General features: G+C 50.1%; 35 protein-coding genes. 34 read left to right on the top strand and 1 reads right to left on the bottom strand.

Annotation, left to right across the window (positions count from 1 at the left end):
- The first annotated feature begins 8 nt into the window (after positions 1-8).
- The 34 genes from rpsJ (at position 9) to ACFE7X_RS10235 (ending at position 21,871) form a co-directional block, all read left to right on the top strand.
- On the top strand, positions 9-314 hold the full coding sequence (rpsJ, locus tag ACFE7X_RS10400; protein WP_022822123.1) for a 30S ribosomal protein S10: 306 nt from the start codon (positions 9-11) through the stop codon (positions 312-314).
- A gap of 289 nt (positions 315-603) precedes the next feature.
- On the top strand, positions 604-1,224 hold the full coding sequence (gene rplC, locus ACFE7X_RS10395; RefSeq protein WP_022822124.1) for a 50S ribosomal protein L3: 621 nt from the start codon (positions 604-606) through the stop codon (positions 1,222-1,224).
- Between the two features lie 8 nt (positions 1,225-1,232).
- Positions 1,233-1,871 carry a 50S ribosomal protein L4 gene (gene rplD / locus ACFE7X_RS10390; protein ID WP_022822125.1) on the top strand — a complete coding sequence of 213 codons (639 nt, stop codon included), beginning with the start codon at positions 1,233-1,235 and terminating at the stop codon, positions 1,869-1,871.
- Positions 1,871-2,158 carry a 50S ribosomal protein L23 gene (gene rplW / locus ACFE7X_RS10385; RefSeq protein ID WP_022822126.1) on the top strand — a complete coding sequence of 96 codons (288 nt, stop codon included), beginning with the start codon at positions 1,871-1,873 and terminating at the stop codon, positions 2,156-2,158. The genes rplD and rplW overlap by 1 nt, the downstream gene beginning before the upstream one ends.
- 43 nt (positions 2,159-2,201) lie before the next feature.
- Entirely contained in the window at positions 2,202-3,029 is an 828-nt protein-coding gene (gene rplB / locus ACFE7X_RS10380) for a 50S ribosomal protein L2 (protein ID WP_375435599.1), read from the top strand.
- A gap of 3 nt (positions 3,030-3,032) precedes the next feature.
- Positions 3,033-3,311: a 30S ribosomal protein S19 gene (gene rpsS, locus ACFE7X_RS10375; RefSeq protein WP_022822128.1), complete on the top strand. Its 279-nt coding sequence runs from the start codon at positions 3,033-3,035 to the stop codon at positions 3,309-3,311.
- A 1-nt stretch (position 3,312) separates the two neighbouring features.
- Positions 3,313-3,780, top strand: coding sequence for a 50S ribosomal protein L22 (rplV, locus tag ACFE7X_RS10370; RefSeq protein WP_375435598.1), 468 nt, complete (start codon positions 3,313-3,315; stop codon positions 3,778-3,780).
- 5 nt (positions 3,781-3,785) lie between these two features.
- Positions 3,786-4,673 (top strand): 30S ribosomal protein S3, encoded by an 888-nt coding sequence (gene rpsC / locus ACFE7X_RS10365; RefSeq protein ID WP_375435597.1) that lies wholly within the window; start codon positions 3,786-3,788, stop codon positions 4,671-4,673.
- A gap of 37 nt (positions 4,674-4,710) precedes the next feature.
- Positions 4,711-5,136, top strand: coding sequence for a 50S ribosomal protein L16 (gene rplP / locus ACFE7X_RS10360; RefSeq protein ID WP_022822131.1), 426 nt, complete (start codon positions 4,711-4,713; stop codon positions 5,134-5,136).
- A 1-nt stretch (position 5,137) separates the two neighbouring features.
- A complete protein-coding gene (gene rpmC / locus ACFE7X_RS10355) occupies positions 5,138-5,350 on the top strand; it encodes a 50S ribosomal protein L29 (protein WP_022822132.1) in 213 nt (70 codons plus the stop codon).
- A 2-nt stretch (positions 5,351-5,352) separates the two neighbouring features.
- Entirely contained in the window at positions 5,353-5,643 is a 291-nt protein-coding gene (rpsQ, locus tag ACFE7X_RS10350) for a 30S ribosomal protein S17 (RefSeq protein ID WP_022822133.1), read from the top strand.
- Position 5,644: 1 nt separating this feature from the next.
- Positions 5,645-6,013, top strand: coding sequence for a 50S ribosomal protein L14 (rplN, locus tag ACFE7X_RS10345; protein ID WP_022822134.1), 369 nt, complete (start codon positions 5,645-5,647; stop codon positions 6,011-6,013).
- 3 nt (positions 6,014-6,016) lie between these two features.
- On the top strand, positions 6,017-6,283 hold the full coding sequence (gene rplX / locus ACFE7X_RS10340) for a 50S ribosomal protein L24 (protein WP_375435596.1): 267 nt from the start codon (positions 6,017-6,019) through the stop codon (positions 6,281-6,283).
- A gap of 15 nt (positions 6,284-6,298) precedes the next feature.
- Positions 6,299-6,856: a 50S ribosomal protein L5 gene (rplE, locus tag ACFE7X_RS10335; protein WP_022822136.1), complete on the top strand. Its 558-nt coding sequence runs from the start codon at positions 6,299-6,301 to the stop codon at positions 6,854-6,856.
- The gene (gene rpsN, locus ACFE7X_RS10330) at positions 6,856-7,125 is read left to right on the top strand and encodes a 30S ribosomal protein S14 (RefSeq protein WP_245119656.1); all 270 of its coding nucleotides are present in this window, start codon (positions 6,856-6,858) and stop codon (positions 7,123-7,125) included. The genes rplE and rpsN overlap by 1 nt, the downstream gene beginning before the upstream one ends.
- Positions 7,126-7,319: 194 nt before the next feature.
- Positions 7,320-7,718, top strand: coding sequence for a 30S ribosomal protein S8 (gene rpsH, locus ACFE7X_RS10325; RefSeq protein ID WP_243797580.1), 399 nt, complete (start codon positions 7,320-7,322; stop codon positions 7,716-7,718).
- Positions 7,719-7,734: 16 nt separating this feature from the next.
- The gene (gene rplF, locus ACFE7X_RS10320) at positions 7,735-8,289 is read left to right on the top strand and encodes a 50S ribosomal protein L6 (RefSeq protein WP_243797578.1); all 555 of its coding nucleotides are present in this window, start codon (positions 7,735-7,737) and stop codon (positions 8,287-8,289) included.
- 9 nt (positions 8,290-8,298) lie between these two features.
- Positions 8,299-8,649, top strand: a complete 351-nt coding sequence (rplR, locus tag ACFE7X_RS10315; RefSeq protein WP_022822140.1) for a 50S ribosomal protein L18 — start codon at positions 8,299-8,301, stop codon at positions 8,647-8,649.
- A gap of 4 nt (positions 8,650-8,653) precedes the next feature.
- Positions 8,654-9,223 (top strand): 30S ribosomal protein S5, encoded by a 570-nt coding sequence (gene rpsE, locus ACFE7X_RS10310; RefSeq protein ID WP_243797577.1) that lies wholly within the window; start codon positions 8,654-8,656, stop codon positions 9,221-9,223.
- A gap of 6 nt (positions 9,224-9,229) precedes the next feature.
- The gene (gene rpmD / locus ACFE7X_RS10305; protein ID WP_022822142.1) at positions 9,230-9,409 is read left to right on the top strand and encodes a 50S ribosomal protein L30; all 180 of its coding nucleotides are present in this window, start codon (positions 9,230-9,232) and stop codon (positions 9,407-9,409) included.
- 12 nt (positions 9,410-9,421) lie between these two features.
- The gene (gene rplO, locus ACFE7X_RS10300; RefSeq protein ID WP_375435595.1) at positions 9,422-9,868 is read left to right on the top strand and encodes a 50S ribosomal protein L15; all 447 of its coding nucleotides are present in this window, start codon (positions 9,422-9,424) and stop codon (positions 9,866-9,868) included.
- A gap of 13 nt (positions 9,869-9,881) precedes the next feature.
- Positions 9,882-11,201, top strand: coding sequence for a preprotein translocase subunit SecY (gene secY, locus ACFE7X_RS10295; protein ID WP_245119654.1), 1,320 nt, complete (start codon positions 9,882-9,884; stop codon positions 11,199-11,201).
- 6 nt (positions 11,202-11,207) lie between these two features.
- On the top strand, positions 11,208-11,978 hold the full coding sequence (gene map, locus ACFE7X_RS10290) for a type I methionyl aminopeptidase (RefSeq protein ID WP_375435594.1): 771 nt from the start codon (positions 11,208-11,210) through the stop codon (positions 11,976-11,978).
- A 4-nt stretch (positions 11,979-11,982) separates the two neighbouring features.
- Entirely contained in the window at positions 11,983-12,201 is a 219-nt protein-coding gene (gene infA, locus ACFE7X_RS10285; RefSeq protein WP_022822146.1) for a translation initiation factor IF-1, read from the top strand.
- A gap of 9 nt (positions 12,202-12,210) precedes the next feature.
- Entirely contained in the window at positions 12,211-12,327 is a 117-nt protein-coding gene (gene rpmJ, locus ACFE7X_RS10280) for a 50S ribosomal protein L36 (protein ID WP_022822147.1), read from the top strand.
- A 26-nt stretch (positions 12,328-12,353) separates the two neighbouring features.
- Positions 12,354-12,731, top strand: coding sequence for a 30S ribosomal protein S13 (gene rpsM / locus ACFE7X_RS10275; RefSeq protein ID WP_022822148.1), 378 nt, complete (start codon positions 12,354-12,356; stop codon positions 12,729-12,731).
- Positions 12,732-12,810: 79 nt separating this feature from the next.
- The gene (gene rpsK / locus ACFE7X_RS10270; protein WP_022822149.1) at positions 12,811-13,203 is read left to right on the top strand and encodes a 30S ribosomal protein S11; all 393 of its coding nucleotides are present in this window, start codon (positions 12,811-12,813) and stop codon (positions 13,201-13,203) included.
- A gap of 130 nt (positions 13,204-13,333) precedes the next feature.
- Complete coding sequence (gene rpsD, locus ACFE7X_RS10265) at positions 13,334-13,939, top strand: 30S ribosomal protein S4 (protein ID WP_375435593.1); 606 nt, start codon at positions 13,334-13,336, stop codon at positions 13,937-13,939.
- A gap of 146 nt (positions 13,940-14,085) precedes the next feature.
- Positions 14,086-15,075: a DNA-directed RNA polymerase subunit alpha gene (locus tag ACFE7X_RS10260; protein ID WP_375435592.1), complete on the top strand. Its 990-nt coding sequence runs from the start codon at positions 14,086-14,088 to the stop codon at positions 15,073-15,075.
- A gap of 175 nt (positions 15,076-15,250) precedes the next feature.
- On the top strand, positions 15,251-15,853 hold the full coding sequence (gene rplQ, locus ACFE7X_RS10255; protein ID WP_375435591.1) for a 50S ribosomal protein L17: 603 nt from the start codon (positions 15,251-15,253) through the stop codon (positions 15,851-15,853).
- Positions 15,854-16,075: 222 nt separating this feature from the next.
- Positions 16,076-17,347, top strand: coding sequence for a phosphopyruvate hydratase (gene eno, locus ACFE7X_RS10250; RefSeq protein WP_375435590.1), 1,272 nt, complete (start codon positions 16,076-16,078; stop codon positions 17,345-17,347).
- A gap of 196 nt (positions 17,348-17,543) precedes the next feature.
- Complete coding sequence (locus tag ACFE7X_RS10245; protein ID WP_375435589.1) at positions 17,544-17,840, top strand: septum formation initiator family protein; 297 nt, start codon at positions 17,544-17,546, stop codon at positions 17,838-17,840.
- A gap of 177 nt (positions 17,841-18,017) precedes the next feature.
- Positions 18,018-21,230, top strand: coding sequence for a CARDB domain-containing protein (locus ACFE7X_RS10240; protein ID WP_375435588.1), 3,213 nt, complete (start codon positions 18,018-18,020; stop codon positions 21,228-21,230).
- Positions 21,231-21,403: 173 nt separating this feature from the next.
- Positions 21,404-21,871, top strand: coding sequence for a hypothetical protein (locus ACFE7X_RS10235; protein ID WP_375435587.1), 468 nt, complete (start codon positions 21,404-21,406; stop codon positions 21,869-21,871).
- A 1-nt stretch (position 21,872) separates the two neighbouring features.
- On the opposite strand, the gene ACFE7X_RS10230 is transcribed toward ACFE7X_RS10235, so the two are convergent.
- Positions 21,873-23,081: an anhydro-N-acetylmuramic acid kinase gene (locus tag ACFE7X_RS10230; RefSeq protein ID WP_375435586.1), complete on the bottom strand. Its 1,209-nt coding sequence runs from the start codon at positions 23,079-23,081 to the stop codon at positions 21,873-21,875.
- Positions 23,082-23,120: the final 39 nt, after the last annotated feature.

Below are 23,120 nucleotides of genomic sequence, written 5' to 3'. Positions count from 1 at the left end.
AAAAAGACATGAACCAGAAAATTCGCATCAAACTCAAATCCTACGACCACAACTTGGTGGACAAGTCGTCGGAGAAGATCGTGAAGGCGGTGAAGGCTACGGGCGCTATCGTAAGCGGCCCTATCCCATTGCCAACCGACAAGGAGAAATTCACTGTTCTCCGTTCCCCCCACGTGAACAAGAAGTCGCGTGAGCAGTTTCAACTCTGCACTTACAAGCGTCTCGTTGACATCTACTCAACTTCGTCGAAGACTGTAGATGCGCTGATGAAGCTTGAGTTGCCAAGCGGTGTTGACGTTGAAATCAAAGTCTGAGGACTGAGTTTGTCGACTAATTAGGTGATACCCTACTAGCTTTCGAGTCAGTAGGGTATTTTCTTTTACAACATGGGAATGATTGTCTGCTAAGCTTGGTTGGAAAAACCCAATTACCTGGCACTAGCTAGTTCATGACTAAAGCATAGTTCTGAAGCTAAAGTCGTGACAGTGAAAATATTTAAGAATGACGTTGTTAATTCTCGCAACAATTTCCTAGCTTTGCACTCCCATTACGAAAACGCCACTCAGGCGTTTTCTTCTGCGTCTTTTACTAAACAAAAACAGAATGCCTGGCATCATCGGTAAAAAGATCGGTATGACAAGCCTCTTCACTCCGGACGGGAAAAACATCCCTTGCACGCTCATCGAAGCGGGTCCGTGCGTAGTGACGCAGGTTAAGACTACCGAGAAGGACGGCTACACGGCCATCCAGCTCGGGTACGGCGAGAAAAAAGCAAAGAACACCACCAAAGCATTGGCTGGTCACTTCGCGAAAGCCGGTACTACCCCCAAGAAAAAACTAGTTGAGTTCCGCCTCGATGCAGAGTCTACGTACGCTGCCGGTGCTGAAATCAACGCTTCCCTCTTCGAGGAAGGCGAATTTGTTGACGTAGTAGGCACCTCGAAAGGCAAAGGCTTTCAGGGTGTTGTTAAGCGTTACAACTTTGCCGGTGTAGGCGGCCAGACCCACGGTCAGCACAACCGTCTACGTCACCCTGGTTCTATTGGTGCCTGCTCGTGGCCTTCGCGCGTATTCAAAGGAATGCGTATGGGTGGCCGCATGGGTAACGACCGGGTGAAAGTGCAGAACCTGAAGGTGATGCGCGTGGTAGCCGACAAGAACCTCATCTTGGTGAGCGGTTCGATTCCCGGTGCCAAGAACTCTTTCGTGGTCCTGGAAAAATAACCTTGAAGATGGAACTGTCAGTATATAACATCAAGGGTGAAGACACCGGTCGCAAGGTAACGCTGCCGGAAGCCGTATTCGGCTTGGAGCCCAACGAGCACGTGATGTATCTCGACGTGAAGCAGTACTTGGCCAATCAGCGCCAGGGCACGCACAAGTCGAAGCAGCGCAATGAAGTGCACGGTACTACCAAGAAACTAAAGAAGCAAAAAGGCACCGGTGGTGCTCGTGCCGGCAGCATGAAGTCGCCAGTGTTCATCGGTGGCGGCCGTGTATTCGGTCCTGAGCCCCGTGACTACGGCTTCAAGCTCAACAAAAAAACAAAGCGTCTTGCTCGTCTGTCGGCTCTTTCGAGCTTGGCTAAAGATGGAAAAGTAGCCTTGGTAGAGAACATCACTCTGTCGGCTCCCAAGACCAAAGACTTCCTCAGCATCCTGAACGGCCTTAAGCTGAACAACGGCAAAAAGACGTTGCTGGTAACTGGCGAAGTAGACAAGAACGTAGTTCTGTCGGCTCGTAATATTCAGCGTGTAACCGTGGCTACGCCCGTTGCTCTGAATACGCACGACCTGTTGAACACGGACACGCTGCTGCTGTCAGAGGACGGCCTGAAGTCGTTGGAACAACTTTATACCGTCGCTGAGTAATGAGCACACTGAAAAAACCAATCGTGACCGAGAAGGCCACGGGCCTGAATGAAAAAGGCCAGTACGTTTTCGAAGTAGAGCGTACCGCGAACAAGGTTCAGATCAAGAAAGACATCGAGCAGTTCTATGGCGTAACGGTTGTTGGCATCAGCACCATGCGTACGAACGGTAAGATCAAATCTAAGTTCACGAAGGGTGGGTCCATCTCGGGCCGTCGTGCCCATGGCAAAAAAGCCGTCGTGACCGTGAAAGAAGGCGACGTTATCGACTTCTACAACGGCATCTAGCCTCGCGCCCTTTCTGCAAAAGAGCATAATCTAAGCAAGAGTAATGGCACTCAAACAACTAAGACCAACATCACCGGGTCAGCGCTTCCGTATCGCCCCGACGTTCGACGAAATCACGACGTCGACGCCAGAGAAGTCGCTGTTGGCACCCATGAAAAACTCCGGTGGCCGCAACAACTCTGGTAAAATGTCTAACCGCTACATCGGCGGTGGACACAAAGCCAAGTATCGTATCGTTGACTTCAAGCGTGACAAGGCCAGCGTGCCTGCCACGGTGAAGACCATCGAGTACGATCCAAACCGCACGGCTCGTATCGCCTTGCTTCAGTACGCCGATGGCGAAAAGCGCTATATCATTGCGCCCGCTGGTGTTGAAGTAGGTCGCACGATCGTATCGGGTTCAGGTGTTGCGCCGGAAGTAGGCAACGCATTGCCGCTCCGCGAAATCCCACTGGGTACTATTGTTCACAACATCGAGCTGATGCCCGGTGCTGGCGCAGCAATGGCCCGCTCGGCTGGCACATATGCTCAGCTTGTAGCTCGTGAAGACAAGTACGCCACTCTGAAACTGCCTTCCGGTGAGATGCGCATGGTTCTCGTAACCTGCATGGCAACAGTTGGTACCGTATCGAATGGTGACCACATGAACGTACGTCTCGGCAAAGCCGGTCGTAACCGTTGGTTAGGTCGTCGTCCGCGCGTTCGTGGTGTTGCAATGAACCCTGTTGACCACCCGATGGGTGGTGGTGAAGGTAAGTCGTCGGGTGGTCACCCACGTAGCCGTAACGGTATCTTCGCTAAAGGTCAGAAGACCCGCAACAAGAATAAGTACTCAGAGCAGCTCATCGTTAATCGCAAAGGCAAGAAATAACCAATGGCACGTTCACTAAAAAAAGGGCCGTACATTGACTTCCGGCTCGAGAAAAAAGTAACGACGATGGAAGAATCGGGCAAAAAGGCCGTCATCAAGACTTGGTCGCGCCGCTCGATGATCTCTCCAGACTTCGTTAGCCACACCTTCGCGGTGCACAATGGCAATAAATTCATCCCGGTATACGTGACCGAAAACATGGTCGGTCATAAGCTCGGCGAGTTCGCACCAACGCGCAACTTCCGTGGCCACGTAGCCAAGAAAGATAAAGGCAAACGCTAAGATGGAAGCAAGAGCTAAACTAAGTAATGTTCCTACCTCGCCGCGCAAAATGCGCTTGGTAGCTGACATGGTACGTGGTCAGAAAGTGACCCGCGCTTTGGGCTTGCTGAAATTCGAAGCCAACTCAGGTGCCGAACGTATCGAGAAACTGTTGCTTTCGGCCTTGGCCAACTGGCAGCAGAAAAACGAAGACGAGCGCATCGAGGATGCCAATCTCTACATTAAGGAGATTTTCGTGGACGAAGGACGTCAGTTGAAGCGTCTGCGTCCTGCTCCTCAGGGTCGTGGTCACCGCATCCGCAAGCGTAGCAACCACGTCACTCTTGTGATTGACGCAAAAGTTGAGCGCATCGGGAGCAAAGCAGCTATTGAAGCTGTTGCTGCTACAACTACTGAAGGCAAAGCCACACGTACCCGTCGTAGCTCAGCCAAGAAATCCACTGAAACTACGGCTCAAGCCTCCGCATAAGCACTATGGGACAGAAAGTAAATCCGGTTGGCTTCCGTCTAGGCGTCATCAAAGGATGGGACTCGAACTGGTACGGCGGCAAGGACTTTGCCGACAAGCTGGTTGAGGACGAAAAAATCCGCAAATATATCCTCGCTCGTATCCCGAAAGGTGGCATTAGCCGCATCGTTATCGAGCGCACCCTCAAGCGCATCACCATCACTATCAACACGGCTCGTCCGGGTGTAGTAATTGGTAAAGGTGGCGCTGAGGTTGATAAGATCAAGGACGAGCTGAAGCAGATCACCAGCAAAGACGTTCAGATCAACATCTTCGAAATTAAGCGTCCGGAACTCGACGCCAAGCTGGTAGGTGAGAGCATTGCTCAGCAGCTACAGGCTCGTATCTCGTTCCGTCGTGCCATGAAGATGTCTATCCAAGCTGCAATGCGTGTTGGTGCCGAAGGCATTAAGATCCAGTGCGGTGGCCGTTTGGGTGGTGCTGAAATTGCCCGTTCCGAGCAGTACAAAGAAGGTCGTACGCCGCTGCACACGTTGCGTGCTGATATCGACTATGCTTTGTCGGAAGCTCAGACCGTGTATGGCAAAATTGGCATCAAGGTATGGGTGATGCGTGGTGAAGTGTTCGGTAAGCCCGACCTCTCCCCGAATCAGGTTCCTGCCAACCAAGGCAACGAGACGCGCGGCGGCAACGACCGTGGTCCACGCGGTGAGCGTGGCGACCGTGGCGGCGACCGTGGTCCACGTCGTGACCGGGGTGGCGACCGTGGCGGTGAGAACCGCGGTGGTGGTGCTGGCGCAGGTGACAATCGTGGTGGTGGCAATGCTGGCCCACGTCGTAACGGTCCTGCCGGTGGTGGCAACCGTGGTGGTGGTGGTGCTCCACGTCGCTAATCCTTTTCCTTCTTCTGAATTTCAATTTTAATAACACATGTTACAACCGAAAAGGACCAAGTATCGCAAGATGCAAAAGGGTCGCGTGACAGGTCTCGCCTTCCGCGGCAGCTCCATAGACTTCGGTTCCTTCGCTATCAAATCGTTGGAAGTGGCTTGGATTACGGCTCGCCAGATTGAGGCTGCTCGTATCGCCATGACCCGCGCTATGAAACGCGAAGGGCAAGTATGGATCCGTATTTTTCCAGACAAGCCAATTACCAAGAAGCCTGCTGAAGTGCGGATGGGTAAGGGTAAAGGTTCACCCGAGTATTGGGTAGCCTGTGTGAAGCCTGGTACCATCATGTTTGAATCGGACGGCGTATCGCTGGAAGTGGCTCAAGAGTCGCTCCGTCTGGCTGCTCAGAAGTTGCCAGTTCGGACTCAGTTTGTTGTTCGTCGCGACTACGTAGAAAGCAAGTAAGATGAAGAACACTGAAATCCTGGCCCTCTCGGACGAGGCCCTGAACGAACAAATTAAGACCGAAAAAGCTAATGGTCAGTCGCTGCGTTTCGCGCATGCTATTTCTCCATTGGAAAACCCAGGTCGTTTGAAAACTAGCCGCAAGAACGTCGCCCGTTTGCTAACTGAGCAGACCCGTCGGAAGAACGAGCAGGCTACTAAAACTGCTAACTAACGATGGCAAGCAACGAAGAGCAGCAGGCAACATCCGCCGTTGAGCGGAATCTGCGCAAAGAAATCATCGGGCGTGTGACCTCCGCTAAGATGGATAAGTCCATCACCGTGATAGTGGAGAGCAAAATGAAACACCCGATCTACGGTAAGTTCGTTACCAAGTCGACCAAGTTCATGGCTCACGACGAGAATAATGAATGTGGCGAAGGCGATACTGTTCGCATCATGGGCACTCGCCCACTGAGCAAGAACAAGCGCTGGAGATTGGTTGAAATTGTAGAACGCGCCAAGTAAGATGATACAGCAAGAATCCCGTCTGACCGTCGCTGATAATAGCGGCGCCAAAGAAGTTCTCTGCATTCGTGTCCTCGGTGGCACGGGCAAGAAATACGCCAGCGTAGGCGATAAGATTGTAGTTGCAATCAAATCGGCTATCCCTTCTGGTAATGCTAAAAAAGGCACTGTATCAAAAGCAGTTGTAGTTCGCACGAAGAAAGAGATTCGTCGTAAAGACGGTTCCTACATTCGTTTCGACGACAACGCTGCGGTACTGCTCAACAACAACGATGAGCCCCGCGGTACCCGCATCTTCGGCCCAGTGGCCCGCGAACTGCGCGAGAAGCAGTTCATGAAGATTGTTTCGCTCGCCCCTGAAGTTCTCTAAGCAATGGCAACGAAGACCAAAGATAAAAAGCCTGCGAAACTGCACGTGAAATCTGGTGATACCGTTTTGGTTATTGCTGGTGACGAAAAAGGCAAAACCGGCGTTATTAAGTCGGTGAACCGCACCACGGAGCGTGTTATCGTAGAAGGCCTGAACCTGGTGACTAAGCACAACAAACCAAGTGCAAAGAACCCACAGGGCGGCATCACTAAGATCGAAGCTGGTATTCACGTGAGCAACGTGAAGGCAGTGGAAGCTTCAAAAGCCTAATTCGGTACGACGACAATGGCACGACTCAAAGAGAAATATAATAAGGAAGTAATACCGGCGCTCCAGGAGAAATTCCAGTTCAAGAGCATCATGCAGGTACCACGCATCACCAAGATCTGCATCAACCGCGGTATTGGTGCTGCTGTAGCCGACAAGAAGCTGGTGGACAACGGTGTGGACGAGCTGTCGACTATCACTGGTCAGAAAGCTGTTCCAACCATCGCCAAGCGTTCGGTTTCGAACTTCAAGCTGCGCGAAGGGATGCCAATTGGCGCTCGTGTAACGCTACGCGGTGAGCGGATGTATGAGTTCATGGACCGTCTTCTGACGGTAGCTCTACCTCGTGTACGTGACTTCAAAGGCATCAACGATAAGGGCTTCGATGGCCGTGGTAACTATACCTTGGGCGTTAAAGAGCAAATTATCTTCCCTGAGATTTCGATCGACAAGATCAAGTCGATTTCGGGTATGGATATTACCTTCGTAACGAGCGCCGAAAACGACGAGCAGAGCTATGAGCTTCTCAAAGCTTTCGGTATGCCTTTCGCTAACGCCAAGAAACAAAACGACTAATGGCTAAGGAATCAGCAAAAGCAAGAGCGCGCAAGCGTATCGCTATGGTTGCCCGCTATGCCGAGAAGCGCAAAGCGCTGAAGGCTGCTGGTGACTATGAAGGTTTGGATAAGTTGCCCCGTGATTCCTCGCCTGTGCGTTTGCACAACCGCGACCTGATCGACGGCCGTCCTCGTGGTTACATGCGTAAGTTCGGCATCAGCCGCGTACGTTTCCGTGAAATGGCGTTGGCAGGCAAGATACCCGGCGTAACAAAGTCCAGCTGGTAATTTGTTACCTATTGCTTCTAAGCTTTACTAGAAGCAACGATACTTGGCAGGTTGCCGAGAGAAACCATTGGCCGCTCCCGCAAAGACGAGCTAAGAAGTCTTAAACGAAAATTTCACTGCTGTCTTTCGGCAGCAGTGAAATTTTCATATCTTTGCGGCTCCCTAAAAAAGGGCGCCTCTTTTTTTATCCTGAAATGAACACAGATCCAATTGCCGATTACCTGACCCGGGTGCGCAATGCCATTAAGGCAAACCACCGGGTAGTAGAGATTCCGGCCAGCAACATCAAGAAGGAAATCACGAAGGTGCTCTACAAAAAGGGCTACATTCAGAGCTACCGTTTTGACGATGCTGCAGTACAAGGCACGATCAAAATCGCGCTGAAATACAACCCTGCTACCAAACAGCCTGCTATTACGAAGTTGGAGCGTGTGAGCTCACCTGGTTTGCGTACTTACGCTCCAGTTGACAACATGCCCCGCGTATTGAGCGGTCTGGGTATTGCTATTCTCTCTACTTCGAAAGGGGTAATGACGGAAAAAGAAGCTAAAGCCGAGAACGTGGGCGGCGAAGTGCTGTGCTACGTTTACTAATCGACAAGAACTAGATATGTCACGCATTGGTAAACTGCCCATCAGCCTGCCCTCCGGTGTTCAGGTTGAAGTGAGCAAAGAAAACGAAGTAACTGTAAAGGGTCCTAAGGGTACTCTCTCAGTTCCGGTTGACCGCGACATTACGGTTACACAAGCCGACGGTCAGTTAGTAGTTGAGCGTCCCACCGAGCAGAAGCGCCACAAGGCGATGCATGGTCTGTACCGTTCGCTACTAAATAACTCCATTCAAGGGGTTAGCACTGGTTATGAGCACAAACTTGAATTGGTGGGTGTAGGTTACAAAGCTGCAATGGCTGGTACTACGCTTGAACTCTCTCTAGGTTACTCGCACAACATCTTCTTGGCTCTGCCCAAAGAAGTAACTGCTACTGCTGTAACCGAGAAAGGTAAGAACCCAATCGTTACTTTAAATAGCATCGATAAGCAACTGCTCGGCCAAGTGGCCGCTAAGATTCGTTCGTTGCGCAAAGTCGAGCCTTACAAGGGCAAAGGCGTGCGCTTCGTGGGTGAGCAGATTCGTCGTAAGGCTGGTAAAACAGCTTCGAAATAATAACAGACCATGGCTTTCGATAAAGCAACTAGAAGAAAACGGATCCAGCGCATCATCCGCACCAAGGTGGCTGGCACGTCCGAGCGTCCACGTTTGTCGGTGTTTCGCAGCAATACGGGCATTTATGCTCAGATTATTGACGACACAACCGGTCACACGTTGGCGTCTGCTTCCTCGAAGCACGTTTCGGTGGAAGGGGGCAACGGAGTCGCCCTCGCCGCCGCAGTCGGTAGAGAAATTGCCGCCCGTGCTACAGGAAAAGGAATTTCGAAAGTGGTATTTGACCGTTCCGGTTATCTCTACCACGGCCGCGTAAAATCATTGGCAGAAGGAGCCCGCGAAGGCGGCCTCAATTTCTAAGAATATGGCCCAAGACAACAACAACCGCGGCGGCCAAGGCCAAAACCGTGAACGTGGTGGCAACCGTGAGCAGCAAGCTCCCCGTGCCGGCGAATCTGATCTGAAAGAGAAGGTAGTAGCTATCAACCGCGTAGCTAAAGTAGTAAAAGGCGGTCGTCGCTTCAGCTTCTCCGCTATCGTAGTAGTAGGTGACGGAAATGGTACTGTAGGCTACGGTCTCGGTAAAGCCAACGAAGTAACTGACGCTATTGCTAAAGGCATTGACGACGCGAAGAAAAATCTAGTGCGTGTCCCCCTTTACAAGCACACTGTGCCTCACGTAATGGAAGGCAAGTACTCTGGTGGTTTCGTGTTAGTACAGCCAGCTGCTGCTGGTACCGGCGTAATTGCAGGTGGTGCTATGCGTGCAGTGTTTGAAAGCGCTGGTATCAAGGATGTACTAGCTAAGTCGAAAGGTTCGTCGAACCCCCACAACGTGGTAAAAGCTACTTTCGACGCTCTGCTGAAAATGCGCGACCCAATGCAAATTGCTCAGGCTCGTGGCATCACTCTCGCCCAAGTTTTTAACGGTTAATAAACAATGGCGCAGATTCAGATTAAACTCGTCAAGAGCGTTATTGACCGCCCTGAGCGTCAGAAGCGCACAATTAAGGCCCTCGGTCTTGGTAAAATCGGCAGCACCAAAGAGGTAGAAAACACTCCTCAGGTAGCTGGTATGGTAGCTGCAGTGCAGCACCTGTTGGAAGTAACCGCACTCTAGGATATCCCGACCATGAATCTCAGCAATCTTCAACCCGCCGAAGGCTCAACACGCAACAACAAGCGTCTTGGCCGTGGTACAGGGTCCGGCCGTGGCGGCACTTCGACGCGCGGTCACAAAGGCCAAAAGTCCCGTTCGGGCTATTCCAAAAAGTCGGGCTTCGAAGGTGGCCAGATGCCGTTGCAGCGCCGTGTGCCTAAGTTCGGTTTCAAGAACATCAACCGGATCGAGTACAAGGCTGTTAACCTAGACGTACTAGCTGGGTTAACTGAAAACGGTACTACCACTACGCTTGACAGCGCCTTTTTTGTGTCAGCTGGTCTGGCTTCAAAGAGCGCCAAGATCAAAGTACTAGGCCGTGGTGAAATCACTAAGGCGCTAGAAGTTCACGCTCACGCTTTCTCGAAATCGGCTGTTGAAGCTATTGAGAAGGCTGGGGGTAAAGCTGTGACGCTGTAAAGCAAGACTGGCAATGAACAAGTTCATCACTACGATCAAGAACATTTTTGCGATTGAAGATCTGCGTATGCGGATCTTCAATACGCTTTTCTTCATTGCCATATACCGGTTAGGTTCTTTCGTGGTGCTACCGGGCGTCGATGCAACTCGTCTAAAGACGGGTGGTGCATCAGGGGTGTTTGGTATTTTGGATACGCTGCTTGGCGGCGCATTCAGTAATGCTTCCATCTTCGCCTTGGGCATTATGCCTTACATCTCGGCCTCTATCGTGTTGCAGTTGCTCACGATAGCAGTACCGTATTTCCAGAAGCTTCAGAAAGAAGGGGAGTCAGGCCGAAAGAAGATCAATCAGTATACACGCATACTCACCATCCCAATCGTGATGGCGCAGTCGGTAGGCTTCATTGCTACTATCAACGCTGACGCTATTATCAGCCCTGGTACGTTCTTCACCATCACTACGATGTTGATCATTACGGCTGGCACGCTGTTTTGCATGTGGTTAGGTGAAAAAATCACGGATAAAGGTATTGGTAACGGTATTTCCATGATCATCATGATCGGGATTGTATCACGACTGCCAGGTGCCATTATCGGTGAAGCGGCTGCTAAAGGCATGCGCGGTTCATTGATCTTTTTGATTGAACTAGTTGTTCTGTTTTTAGTGGTAATGGCAGTTATCGTGCTGACGCAAGCTGTTCGCCGTATTCCGGTTCAGTATGCTAAGCAAGTGGGTAGCACTGCTCAGTTGAATGCGCAGCGTCAGTTCATTCCAATGAAAGTGAATGCAGCTGGTGTAATGCCGATCATCTTCGCTCAGTCGTTGATGTTCGTGCCTGCTATTCTAGCTTCGGTTTGGCAGAACGATAGCGAAACTGCTAGCTATATTGGTGTGAAGTTCTCGGACTATACATCCTGGCAGTACAACTTAGTTTTTGCTACTCTTATCATTGTCTTCACTTACTTCTACACAGCCATCAGCGTCAATCCTAATCAGATTGCCGATGACTTGAAGCGGAGTGGTGGTTTCGTGCCTGGTGTTAAGCCGGGCCGTGACACTTCGGAGTATATTGATGAGGTGCTAACTCATATTACTTTGCCTGGTGCCGTAGCACTAGCATTGATAGCTATTTTTCCATCGCTTGCTCTGCTAGCCGGCGTGACTCGTCCTTTCTCAGCCTTTTATGGCGGTACTTCGCTTATCATAATGGTAGGTGTAGTGCTAGATACGCTCAACCAAGTAGAAAGCTACTTGCTGATGCGCCATTACGATGGTATGATGAAAACCGGCAAGTTGCGTGGTCGTTCACAGAACATAGCAATGGCATCTTAATCAGTCATGATTGTTTACAAGACTGAGGAGGAAATAGAACTCATTCGAGCTAGCGCGAAAGTGCTGGCTCAGGCTCACGGAGAAGTTGCGGGCATGATTCGAGAAGGAGTAACGACGCGAGAGCTAGATCAGCGCGCTGAGGAGTTCATTCGGGATCATGGCGGACAACCTTCTTTTAAAGGCTACAATGATTTCCCTTACAGTCTCTGTATTTCACCAAATGCTGTCGTGGTTCACGGATTTCCGGGGAATCACACACTGAAAAGTGGTGATATTATTTCAGTTGACTGTGGAGTATTGCTGAATGGGTATCACTCAGATAGTGCTTACACCTATCCAGTAGGGGAGGTGGCGCCGGAAGTACTTCGGCTTTTAGATGAAACCAAGAAGTCGCTGTATCTCGGCATAGAGCAGGCAGTGGCGGGTAACCGGATGGGTGACGTTAGCTATGCTATCCAGAACCATGTTGAAAAACAGGGTTATGGTGTAGTTAGGGAACTTGTCGGCCACGGGATTGGTAAGAAGCTGCACGAGCGGCCGGAAGTGCCTAATTACGGTAAACGTGGTTCGGGGCTTAAGCTGCAAACTGGGTTGGTTCTTGCCATTGAGCCGATGGTAAATCTAGGCAAGAAGGATGTCGTGCAAGAAAAGGATGGCTGGACTATCCGGACCAAGGACTACAAGCCCTCAGCGCATTTTGAGCATACCGTAGTTATTAGAAAAGATAAAGCGGAGATTCTTACCTCCTTCGAACACATAGAAAAAGCCTTACAGTAGCCATATGGCAAAACAAACTTCCATTGAGCAAGACGGAGTCATCCTGGAAGCCCTTTCTAATGCCATGTTTCGGGTGGAACTGGAGAATGGTCACCAACTGATTGCCCACATTTCGGGTAAGATGCGGATGCACTACATCAAGATTTTGCCGGGAGATAAGGTGAAGCTGGAAATGTCGCCCTACGATTTGTCGAAGGGACGAATTGTGTACCGTTACAAATAACCCGACGATATGAAAGTCAAAACGTCCATCAAAAAGCGTAGTGTCGATTGCAAAATCGTTCGCCGTAATGGCAAACTCTACGTCATCAACAAAAAGAACCCACGCTATAAACAGCGTCAAGGGTAGTAGCACCAGACTTTTTAATAAAGCACATGGCTCGTATTGCAGGGGTAGATATCCCAGATAACAAGCGCGGTGAAATCGCGCTGACCTACATTTTCGGCATTGGCCGTCCTTCTGCTCAGCAGATCCTCACCAAAGCAGGCGTTGACCTGAACAAGAAGGTGAAAGATTGGACTGAAGCAGAGGCAGGCGAAATTCGCGGCGTGATTGCCGCTGAGTTCAAGACCGAGGGTGTGCTGCGCTCAGAAGTGCAGTTGAACATCAAACGCCTCATGGATATCGGTTGCTACCGGGGTCTGCGCCATCGCAAAGGTCTGCCTGTTCGTGGTCAGCGTACCAAGAATAACTCGCGCACCCGCAAGGGCAAGCGGAAGACCGTTGCTGGCAAGAAGAAGGCTACTAAATAAACCGTAGCGGGAATCGGTTTCTGTTTTAACAAATTCAGAGCAGAAACCAACACCTTCCGCGCATTTTCGCGATAACCAAATGGCACAAAAAAGAAAAGACAAAGCTAAGAAGCGCGTTGTCGTTGTTGAGCCAGTAGGCCAAGTACACATCAAAGCCTCGTTCAACAACATCATCATTTCCATCACCAACAACAATGGCCAAGTTATTTCTTGGGCTTCTGCTGGTAAGATGGGCTTCCGTGGTTCTAAGAAAAATACGCCTTACGCTGCTCAGATGGCTGCTACCGATTGCGGTAAAGTAGCTCATGATTTGGGCATGCGCAAAGCCGAAGTGTTTGTTAAAGGTCCGGGCGCTGGCCGTGAGTCGGCTATCCGTACGCTGGGTAACGTGGGTATTGAGGTAACGACCATCAAGGACGTGACGCCGCTGCCCCACAATGGCTGCCGTCCTCCCAAACGTCGTCGCGTATAATTATCTGAACTGGCAAGCCTAATGCTTGCCACCGGTGTCGGGTTTCCGATGCGCCTTCTCTATTTAGTAAGGCGGATCTGAGAAGCCCGACATGCGCAGTTCAACCCCCTCAAAACTTTACAACCCCGAAATGGCACGTTATACCGGTCCAAAAACCAAGATTGCCCGTCGCTTTGGTGAGCCAATCTTTGGCCCAAGCAAGGCACTCACCAAGAAAGCTTACCCCCCCGGCCAACATGGTCGTGGTCGTCGTAAGAAGCAAAGCGAGTATGCTGTCCAGCTGATGGAGAAGCAGAAAGTTAAATATATGTACGGTATGCTCGAGAAGCAGTTCGAGAACCTGTTCCACAAAGCAGCTACTATGCCTGGCATCACGGGCGAAAATCTGCTGGCTTTGCTGGAATCTCGTCTCGACAACACCGTGTACCGTTTGGGCATTGCTACAACGCGTCGGGCTGCTCGTCAGCTAGTGCTGCATAAGCACATCACTGTTAATGGTGAAATCGTGAACATTGCTTCTTATAAGCTTCGCGCTGGCGACATCGTAGCTGTACGTGAGAAGTCAAAATCACTGGAAGCTATTACTACTAGCTTAAGTGCTCGTAATGCTCGCGCTTTCTCGTGGTTGGAATGGGACGGCAAGGAAATGGCTGGTAAGTTCATCAGCGCTCCTTCGCGTGAGTTGATTCCGGAGAAAATCACGGAGCAGCTTATCGTCGAGTTGTACTCGAAGTAATCGTGAAAGTTGGCTTGCTAGCGCGAGCCACTTGCTTACTTCGACTTTCTTTAAATGGATTCAAGTATTGGGTAGTGGGTACTGAGATACTCTGTTAGGTCTCAATACTCAATACCCATTACTCAATACTAAAACCGCCCCAACTTATGTCAATCTTAGCTTTTCAAATGCCGGAGAAGGTAGTAATGGAGAAATCCGACGACTTCTATGGAACATTTGAATTCAAACCGCTGGAGAAAGGCTACGGCGTCACGATCGGCAATGCATTGCGCCGTATCCTGCTGTCGTCGCTGGAGGGCTACGCCATCACGTCGGTTCGCACCAGCAGCGTTCTGCACGAGTTTATGACCATTGAAGGAGTGATTGAGGATATGTCCGAAATCATCCTCAACCTAAAGCAAGTGCGCTTTAAAAAGGTCAGTGATGCCATCGAGGATAAGATCACCGTTCGCATCAAAGGCCAGGAAACATTCACGGCTGGTGACATAAACAAGTTCACCAACGGTTTTGAAGTTCTAAATACAGGGCTCGTTCTTTGTCACGTTGATCCTTCAGTGGAACTGGAATTTGAATTCTCGATTCAAAAAGGTCGAGGTTACGTTCCAGCTGAAGAGAACAAGCCTACCGATCAGGTATTCGGACAGATTGCTATTGATGCCATTTTCACGCCTATTAAAAACGTGAAATACAGCATTGAAAATACTCGTGTAGAACAGAAAACCGATTATGAGAAGCTCCTAATCGAAATTCATACCGACGGTTCTATTCATCCAGAGGAAGCACTGAAAGGTGCTGCCAATATATTGATTCAACACTTCATGCTGTTCTCGGACAGCACCATGACCTTCGAAACAGCAAAAGCTGAAGAAGAAGAGACTGTGGACGAAGAAACGTTGCACATGCGTAAGGTACTGAAGACGCCATTGGCGGATATGGACCTGAGCGTACGTGCTTATAACTGCCTTAAGGCAGCCGATATCAAGACTCTTGGTGACTTGGTACAGTTGGACATGTCGGACATGATGAAGTTCCGCAACTTCGGTAAGAAGTCGCTGACCGAGCTGGAAAACCTCGTAGAGGAGAAAGGCTTGAACTTCGGCATGGATCTGAGCAAGTATAAGCTCGACGAAGAATAGATTACGTAAGTGTTCTTCCTACTATGGCTTCGGCTTGTGGGAAGAACACTTTTTTTGCCCATTCCTTTTTTTTCATTAGTGAGCCCTAGGGGCGACAGTTCTAATGAGAAGGCAACTTTACTAATCTGCCTTCCGCCGTGGTTGTCGCTCGCAAGCCCACACTTTTTTCTCTTTTATGCGTCACGGTAAAACCATTAATCACCTCGGCCGCACAGCTTCGCACCGCAATGCTATGCTGTCGAACATGGCTTCGTCTCTGATCATGCACAAGCGTGTGACGACTACGGTAGCGAAAGCAAAAGCTCTACGTCAATTCGTGGAGCCCCTGCTCACCAAAGCCAAGAATGATACGACTCATTCGCGTCGTACGGTATTCTCGGTACTGGAGAACAAGGAAACCCTAAAAGAACTGTTCGGTGATGTCGCTGCTAAAATTGCTAACCGTCCCGGCGGATACACTCGCATCATCAAGCTAAGCGAATCGCGCTTAGGCGACAATGCTGAAATGTGTGTTATTGAGCTAGTGGACTACAATGAAACTTTGCTGGAAGCTAAGACTGCTGGTGAAGCTAAGACCTCTACTACCCGTCGTTCACGTGGCAAGAAGAAAGCTACTAATGCTACTGCTGGTGAGGGTCAATCATCGGCTGAGGTAGTAGCAGACGCTCCTGTTGCTGCTTTAACTACAGATGTAGCTGCTCCAGAAGATACCGCTACGGACACGTTGAAAGAAGGCGAAACTCGTGACGAGAAGAAAGACGAAGAGTCTGCTTCGTAGTCTGGACACTTAATAACCAAATAAGAAAGAGACGTGCCAAATGGTACGTCTCTTTTTTTATGCTGAAACTTTGACGGTTTAACTTATGGATCAATAGAGGGAAAGGCGGGTAGCTCTTTTATGAATTCCTTACCTTGGCGCCATAAACTTTGTGTGTATGTCGCGCTGCTATGGTAGCTCGTTTCGCGTTTACTACCTTTTTTCAACCTCATTCCTTCCATTATGAGCATTATCACTGCCATTCATGCCCGTCAGATTTTTGATTCGCGCGGCAATCCAACCGTTGAAGTGGACGTGACCACCGATAGTGGCACTGTAGGCCGTGCGGCCGTTCCTTCAGGTGCTAGCACCGGTAAGCATGAAGCCGTGGAATTGCGCGACGACGACAAGAGCATGTACATGGGCAAAGGCGTGCTCAAAGCTGTTGAGAACGTGAACAGCCAGATTGCGGAAGAACTGATTGGCTTCTCGGTATTCGAGCAAGGCTTGCTCGATAAGATCATGCTGGAACTCGATGGCACGCCGAACAAGGCAAACCTCGGCGCCAATGCAATCCTGGGTGCTTCGTTGGCCATTGCTCGGGCTGCTGCGCAGGAAGCAGGAATGCCGCTCTACCGCTATGTGGGTGGAGTAGGGGCCACTACGCTTCCTGTACCTATGATGAATATCCTGAACGGCGGCTCACACGCCGACAATTCTATCGACTTTCAGGAGTTCATGATTATGCCAGTAGGGGCGTCTTCTTTCTCGGAAGCGCTTCGCTGGGGTACTGAAATTTTCCACCATCTTAAGAACGTGCTGAAGAAGCAAGGCTTCAGTACCAATGTAGGTGACGAAGGTGGTTTCGCCCCCAACATCAAATCCAACGAGGACGCCATTAAGATTGTGCTCCAAGCTGTTGAGACGGCGGGCTACCGCCCCGGCGAAGATGTGATGATTGCCATGGATGCTGCTGTTTCAGAGTTTTATGAGGATGGTGTATACCACTTCAAGAAAAGCACCGGCGACAAGCTGACATCATCGGAAATGGTGGCTTATTGGACTGATTGGACCAAGAAGTATCCTATCATCAGCCTTGAAGATGGTATGGACGAGGATGATTGGACTGGATGGAAAGCCTTAACGGATAGTATAGGGGCAACTACGCAATTAGTTGGCGACGATTTGTTTGTGACTAATGTTACTCGTCTCCAGCGCGGTATTGATGAGAAGATTGCTAATGCTATTCTGATTAAAGTAAACCAGATCGGTACGCTAACCGAAACTATTGATGCTGTCAGCCTGGGCCGCCGCAATGGCTACAAAAGCATCATGAGCCACCGCTCGGGCGAAACAGAGGACAATACAATTGCTGACTTAGCAGTAGCATTGAATACTGGCCAAATCAAGACAGGTTCAGCTTCGCGTTCTGACCGGATGGCCAAATACAACCAATTACTTCGTATCGAAGAAGAGCTCGGTGAAGTAGCGTATTTTCCCGGTCGCAAAATGTAAAGTTGATTGGCAACTTAGGTTGCAGCACACAAAAGCGGTTCTGTGCTTGAAAGCACAGAACCGCTTTTGTTTTGTTTAGAGTATAGAAAGATAATTAGTGCAGGAGGTAGCAAACAGTAAACAAAAGAATGCTGCTATCTTTTAAATTTACAATAATAGATTCTATATTTGGTCCTTGAATAGCAGTAACATCATCATGCGCATTCCCGGATTCCTACGCAGCTTTTATTTTTATACAGGCGTTAGCTTTCTAGTGTGGATGCTTGTGTTTGATGCCAATGACTTTGTAAAGCAGTATGATATGTATGCTAAGCTGCAAGAATTGCAGGCCGAGCGTAATTATTATTTAGAGAATATTACAATAGTGAAAAAGGAGCGGGCTGAACTGCTAAGTAGTCCGGAGCTATTAGAGAAATTTGCCCGTGAGCGATATACTATGAAACGCCCTAGTGAAGACGTATTTATTCTGGTGCCACACCAGGAAGGCAACTAGCCTTTTGCGCCTACAGGCGCATTTTTCTTGCTTATTCTTTTGCTAGCCCGCTTCTAATTGAGAGCGTAGGGCTGGCTTTTTTCATTTTTTATCTTTTTACACCATTTTATGGCCCAACTCTACCTATTGTTCAAACGACTGTCCGTGTCGTTTGGAAGCTTATCACTACTGTCTATAATGGCATTACCGGCCATAGCCCAGACGTATCAACTGCCTACTAGTGGCTCAACCGCCTTTACTACCTGTGGAGGAACTCTCTATGATGATGGTGGTGCCAATGGCAACTATTCCGCTAACGCAGATGGCTCCCTTACGCTGACGCCTGCTACGGCTGGCAACAAAATCCGGTTGCAGTTCACCTCTTTCAACGTGGAAACGGGCTATGATCGGCTTTATATCTATGATGGATCTTCTACTACGGCTCCGCTTATTGGTACTTTCGATTCGCAAACACCTGATGTCGTGTATGCTACCAATTCGGCTGGTACTCTTACCATCCGCTTCACTGCTGATCATATTGTCCATTACAGCGGCTTTGCAGCGAATATTGCTTGCGTAACCACAGTGCCTCAGGCCGACTTAGCAATTCAGGGAGCTTCGGCGCAGCCGCTGGCTATTATACCTGGCAATTCCCTCGCGGTGAACTGCACGGTATATAATCTGTCTGGAGCTGTTGCGCAGAGCAGCAACGTGGGCTATTACTTGTCGACGGATGCTACGTTGAGTTCCAACGACGTATTATTGGGGAATTCAATAGGTAGCTCGCTCGGGGTCAATCAGTCGTCGTACCGGTCTGCTACACTGCCCATACCTGCTTCTACTTCCTCCGGGAGTTACTATTTGCTCTTTGCAGCTGATTACCTGAACGTGGTGAGCGAAAGCAACGAAAGCAACAATATCGCCACTATTTCGGTGAACGTGGTGCCTCCTACATTCGATCTTGTAATTCAACAGGCCAACGTCTCGACGCCTAATACAGCGCCTGGCAACGTGCTTACCTTTTCGTGTTCGATTGTAAACCAAGGGAATGCCACAGCGGCTTTTAGCAGTGTCGGCTACTATCTCTCCACAGATCCCGCGCTTGATATCAACGACCAGTTGCTGGCCTCCTCATTTGGCAACCAACTGACACCGGGGTTCGGCCAATACCGTAGTGTTTCAACCAACGTGCCTCCTGGTACCACACCCGGAAGCTATTATGTTTTGTTTGCGGCTGATTATCAAAACGTTGTCACCGAGTCTATCGAAACTAACAACGTAGCAGCCGTGTCTATTTCAGTATCAGCGCCTAGTATGGACCTGGTAGTGCAGCAGGCGCAAATCGGGCAAACCTCGGTAGCGCCTGGAGCTACTCTCAATGCCACTGCATTCGCTTACAACCAAGGCAATACCACTGCTGGAAGTAGTAGCACAGGCGTGTACTTATCTACCGATGCGACGCTGAGTTCCAACGACCAGTTGCTGACGGCCAATAGTGTGCCTCAACTGACCACTAATCAAGGATATACCACCTATCCGCAGTTTACGCTGCCGGGCACTGTTGTACCGGGCACATACTATGTCTTGTTTGTTGCCGATCACTTAAATGCAGTAGCTGAAACCAACGAAACCAATAACGTTCGTAGCCAAATACTTACTGTCGTTGCACCTGGTATTGACTTAGCCTTGTTGCAACCGGGTCTTTCGCGTACCTCAGCCGGCACCGGCATATCATTCAATGCTTATGTTACAATCAATAATCAAGGTAATTCGGCAGCGTCAAGCAGCAATGTGGGCTACTACCTTTCGGTAGATAATGCGCTAAGTACTAGCGATGTTTTGATAGGGGCAACAAGTGGTGGATTTCTGACGGCAAACAATTATGATTACCGAACGGCAAGCTTAAGCATACCCACTGGTACTACACCCGGCAACTACTACGTGCTATTTGTGGCTGACCACACAGCGTTGGTGAATGAAACCAACGAAAACAACAATACAGTTGCGCTGCCTTTTGTTGTAACGGCACCTTTCAATGGAACAATGGTGCCTTACTCTGGTACGGCCACTATTACCACGTGCAACACAACCATATACGACCATGGTGGTACCGGAAACTATGATGATGGTGCAAGTGGTGTTCTCGTAATCAATCCTGGTACGGCGGGTAGCAAAATTCAACTTATATTCAATTCGTTTGCTGTCGAAACTTGCTGCGACCGGCTAACCATTTACGATGGTCCAACTACTTCGTCGCCGATAATTGGTTCTTACGTCAATGATCCGGGCATCATCACGGCATCTAACAGTACGGGAACACTCACCCTGCAATTCAGCACTGACTACAGCGTAACAAATACTGGTTTTGAAGCAGCTGTTTCCTGTATAGTTCCGGCCGCCATGCCGGATCTTGTGCCGCTCTCATCCACGAGTAATCCGTCTTCCGCAACAACTGGTAGCACCATAACCCTTGTTTCGGCAATCAGAAATCAAGGAAGCGTTACGGCCACTAGCAGTACGTTAAGTTATTACCTGTCAACCAACACTACCTTAGACGCTTCTGACCTGGTATTGGGCAGCGTGACAGGTGGTGCGCTGGTACCTACCCAGACTGCCGTACGTGGCGGACAATTTACTATTCCGAACACCGTTATGACGGGTAGCTACTACCTATTGCATGTAGCTGACCCACAAAATAGTGTTTCGGAAAGTAGCGAAACCAACAACGTTACTTTTAGTAACCTGTTTGTAACGTCGCCGATGCTTCCCGATTTGCTGATTGGACAAGCAGCACTCTCGAATAGTGCAGTGGTAGCTGGCAGTGCTATTAGCGCTAACTGTCTGCTGAGTAACCAAGGCAACACTACGGCCGCACAGAGCGCCATAGGCTATTATCTCTCAACTGATGCTGTATTTGGGAGCAATGATGTTTTCCTGGGCAACTCACAAGCTGGACTTCTCGGACCGAGTGCATTGCAGCCAATGGGTACTTCCCTCATCATCCCTGCCAATACCGTATCTGGCTCTTATTACGTGTTGTTTGTAGCCGACCACGTAAACAACATTGTCGAAAGCAACGAAACCAACAACGTAACGTCCCGCTCGTTAGCCATTGGCATTGTGCAAGGCATGCGCGACGAGCAACTGGCCGGTCTCACGTTGAGCGTATTTCCGAATCCGGCCGCCGTTGGCAAGCACTTTACGGTGCAGTTGGCGGGTACGAGCAATGGCAAAACAGCCGATCTGACTCTTTACGATGCGCTTGGTCGGCAAGTAAGCCAGCAGAAGCTAACCCTTAATAGCCGGATGGACCCCGCTACGTTCGATACGCAGACGCTGAGCCCTGGAATATATGTTCTGCGCCTAACCGGAGCAGGGCTCAATGCTACTCGGCGTATTATAGTTGAATAGTACAACTATGTAGCACAGGAGGCTTGTTTCTGTTATAGCTTCCGGTGAGACTAGTTATCGGCGGTGGGTAGTCGAGTTCGATAGAACTGGCTAGCCACCGCCGATTTGCGTTGAAAGAACAAGGGACGGACTAGTTGAGTTGACAATTGTACTCTTTTGCCTTTTCTATTTTTATGGAACAGATAAGTTCGTTTCTAGCTCCTATTCGCGTCTGCCGGTTGATAGTTATGGGTTTGCTATTGTTAATAAGCAAGCCAATAGGCGCCGAACCCTCCGCGCCCCGCCTCACGCAAATACAAGCGGCCCGACAGTTTTTGCTAACCCTGTTACGCGGTGAGTTTCAAGCAGCCCACCGCATGCTCGCACCTGAGGTAGGCTCGGCTCTGACACCCGCTCGGTTTCGAGCGGTGGCTCAGCCACTTTACGAGCAAGGGCGTCGTTTCGGACCTGCCATTGACTTATATAAGCTCGGGTTTCGTCTTCGCGACGGACAGGCTCCACAGTCGTTTGTCGCTTTCATGTTTAAAGCGGATACGTTAACTGCCCGCCCCAAAGTGCAACTCGACGTAACGTTCCGTGACTCCACCACTAGGCAGATACTAAGCTTCGGGTTGATACCGCTAGCCACTCCGGTCCGCTGATTTATCCCGGCCAGGAAATTTTACCCATGGTCACGGCTGGCACCCGTTGCCGGCCAACTCCTATTGAAATGGGTTGACCAGCCACCGCCTCGTTGGCGAGAACAGCAAATAAAAGGGCTTCCTTGGCATCGGGTAGGACGCCTAGTTCTTGGGTTGTAGCAAAGCGACAGTCTGGTAAGTGCCGCCGCAAAGCCGATAGTAGAGTTGGATTGTGAGCCCCGCCACCACTGGCGTATACAGCCAAAGCCGGCCGGTTACCAAACGCCTGGGTAACAGCCTGCGCTACGCTTATGGCGCTTAACTCCGTCAAAGTAGCGAGTAAGTCTTCCAACTTTAAACCCGGGGTGCCGCTACTTGCCTGTGCCTCCCTTAAATATAGTGGTCCAAACAATTCGGGACCAGTGGTTTTAGGCAGCGGAGCGGTAAAGAAAGAATGCTTCAGCAGTGCCTTAAGCAATTCCTCATGCACCTGACCAGCTGCTGCCAAGCGACCATCTTCGTCGTAAGCTAGGTCCGGGCGGTAGGCACGTATGGTGGCGTCGAGTAAAGTATTGCCGGGCCCGGTATCAGTGCTGAAGGCAGCGCTAGCATCTTGGGTGGTGCGGGGCAGATACGTAAAGTTGGCAATACCACCTAAGTTCAGCAGCAGCCGCTCCTCACTGGGGCTGCCAAGCAATAGATAATCACCATACGCAGCCAATGGCGCCCCTTCGCCGCCGGCCGCGAGGTGCTTTTGTCGGAAGTCGCTCACGGTGATTATGCCGGTGCGGACGGCTACATGGTCGCCATCACCAAGTTGCAGGGTGGCGTTGAGGGGAAAATCGGGGCGCTGATGCTGATGGTAGGGAGCGTGGTATACCGTCTGACCATGGCTGGCAACCAAGTCGATGGCGGCAGGCTCGATTTGCCAGTTACGTAGGCAGGCTAACACCATATCGGCATGCAGCAAGCCTAGCCACGGATTCAGCAGCGTCACGTACTCCAAGCTTACTTGGCCGCCCGCAAATACCTGCCGGATGCGGTAGCGTACGTCATCGTCATACGGTACCGTTGCAAACTGCTCTAGCGTTAGTTGCGTGCTTAGCCCATGCCCGTGCACATCACACAGCGCCACATCCAGCCCATCTAGCGAAGTGCCCGACATCAACCCAATGATGCGCCGACTGGGCTGTAAAGCAAGTTGGTAAAGCCGAGCGAGATGCAGATTCATATGTTTTGTACTGTTTACTACTGCCTAGCCATAGCCGAA

The sequence above is a fragment of the uncultured Hymenobacter sp. genome (genome assembly GCF_964242765.1).
GTDB lineage: Bacteria > Bacteroidota > Bacteroidia > Cytophagales > Hymenobacteraceae > Hymenobacter.
This window is presented reverse-complemented; position numbering and strand designations above follow the sequence as displayed.

Coding starts and splice junctions, on each gene's coding strand:
- infA (WP_022822146.1), top strand. CDS start 11,983: ATGGCAAAACAAACTTCCATTGAGCAAGACGGAGTCATCCTGGAAGCC.
- ACFE7X_RS10260 (WP_375435592.1), top strand. CDS start 14,086: ATGTCAATCTTAGCTTTTCAAATGCCGGAGAAGGTAGTAATGGAGAAA.
- rpsE (WP_243797577.1), top strand. CDS start 8,654: ATGGCCCAAGACAACAACAACCGCGGCGGCCAAGGCCAAAACCGTGAA.
- rpsC (WP_375435597.1), top strand. CDS start 3,786: ATGGGACAGAAAGTAAATCCGGTTGGCTTCCGTCTAGGCGTCATCAAA.
- rplF (WP_243797578.1), top strand. CDS start 7,735: ATGTCACGCATTGGTAAACTGCCCATCAGCCTGCCCTCCGGTGTTCAG.
- rplQ (WP_375435591.1), top strand. CDS start 15,251: ATGCGTCACGGTAAAACCATTAATCACCTCGGCCGCACAGCTTCGCAC.
- rplX (WP_375435596.1), top strand. CDS start 6,017: ATGGCAACGAAGACCAAAGATAAAAAGCCTGCGAAACTGCACGTGAAA.
- secY (WP_245119654.1), top strand. CDS start 9,882: ATGAACAAGTTCATCACTACGATCAAGAACATTTTTGCGATTGAAGAT.
- rpsM (WP_022822148.1), top strand. CDS start 12,354: ATGGCTCGTATTGCAGGGGTAGATATCCCAGATAACAAGCGCGGTGAA.
- ACFE7X_RS10245 (WP_375435589.1), top strand. CDS start 17,544: ATGCGCATTCCCGGATTCCTACGCAGCTTTTATTTTTATACAGGCGTT.
- rplP (WP_022822131.1), top strand. CDS start 4,711: ATGTTACAACCGAAAAGGACCAAGTATCGCAAGATGCAAAAGGGTCGC.
- rplC (WP_022822124.1), top strand. CDS start 604: ATGCCTGGCATCATCGGTAAAAAGATCGGTATGACAAGCCTCTTCACT.
- rplB (WP_375435599.1), top strand. CDS start 2,202: ATGGCACTCAAACAACTAAGACCAACATCACCGGGTCAGCGCTTCCGT.
- rpsK (WP_022822149.1), top strand. CDS start 12,811: ATGGCACAAAAAAGAAAAGACAAAGCTAAGAAGCGCGTTGTCGTTGTT.
- rpmJ (WP_022822147.1), top strand. CDS start 12,211: ATGAAAGTCAAAACGTCCATCAAAAAGCGTAGTGTCGATTGCAAAATC.
- eno (WP_375435590.1), top strand. CDS start 16,076: ATGAGCATTATCACTGCCATTCATGCCCGTCAGATTTTTGATTCGCGC.
- rpsN (WP_245119656.1), top strand. CDS start 6,856: ATGGCTAAGGAATCAGCAAAAGCAAGAGCGCGCAAGCGTATCGCTATG.
- rpsQ (WP_022822133.1), top strand. CDS start 5,353: ATGGCAAGCAACGAAGAGCAGCAGGCAACATCCGCCGTTGAGCGGAAT.
- rplN (WP_022822134.1), top strand. CDS start 5,645: ATGATACAGCAAGAATCCCGTCTGACCGTCGCTGATAATAGCGGCGCC.
- rplO (WP_375435595.1), top strand. CDS start 9,422: ATGAATCTCAGCAATCTTCAACCCGCCGAAGGCTCAACACGCAACAAC.
- rplD (WP_022822125.1), top strand. CDS start 1,233: ATGGAACTGTCAGTATATAACATCAAGGGTGAAGACACCGGTCGCAAG.
- rplE (WP_022822136.1), top strand. CDS start 6,299: ATGGCACGACTCAAAGAGAAATATAATAAGGAAGTAATACCGGCGCTC.
- rpsH (WP_243797580.1), top strand. CDS start 7,320: ATGAACACAGATCCAATTGCCGATTACCTGACCCGGGTGCGCAATGCC.
- rpsS (WP_022822128.1), top strand. CDS start 3,033: ATGGCACGTTCACTAAAAAAAGGGCCGTACATTGACTTCCGGCTCGAG.
- rpmD (WP_022822142.1), top strand. CDS start 9,230: ATGGCGCAGATTCAGATTAAACTCGTCAAGAGCGTTATTGACCGCCCT.
- rpmC (WP_022822132.1), top strand. CDS start 5,138: ATGAAGAACACTGAAATCCTGGCCCTCTCGGACGAGGCCCTGAACGAA.
- ACFE7X_RS10240 (WP_375435588.1), top strand. CDS start 18,018: ATGGCATTACCGGCCATAGCCCAGACGTATCAACTGCCTACTAGTGGC.
- rplW (WP_022822126.1), top strand. CDS start 1,871: ATGAGCACACTGAAAAAACCAATCGTGACCGAGAAGGCCACGGGCCTG.
- rplR (WP_022822140.1), top strand. CDS start 8,299: ATGGCTTTCGATAAAGCAACTAGAAGAAAACGGATCCAGCGCATCATC.
- map (WP_375435594.1), top strand. CDS start 11,208: ATGATTGTTTACAAGACTGAGGAGGAAATAGAACTCATTCGAGCTAGC.
- rpsJ (WP_022822123.1), top strand. CDS start 9: ATGAACCAGAAAATTCGCATCAAACTCAAATCCTACGACCACAACTTG.
- rpsD (WP_375435593.1), top strand. CDS start 13,334: ATGGCACGTTATACCGGTCCAAAAACCAAGATTGCCCGTCGCTTTGGT.
- ACFE7X_RS10235 (WP_375435587.1), top strand. CDS start 21,404: ATGGAACAGATAAGTTCGTTTCTAGCTCCTATTCGCGTCTGCCGGTTG.
- rplV (WP_375435598.1), top strand. CDS start 3,313: ATGGAAGCAAGAGCTAAACTAAGTAATGTTCCTACCTCGCCGCGCAAA.
- ACFE7X_RS10230 (WP_375435586.1), bottom strand. CDS start 23,081: ATGAATCTGCATCTCGCTCGGCTTTACCAACTTGCTTTACAGCCCAGT.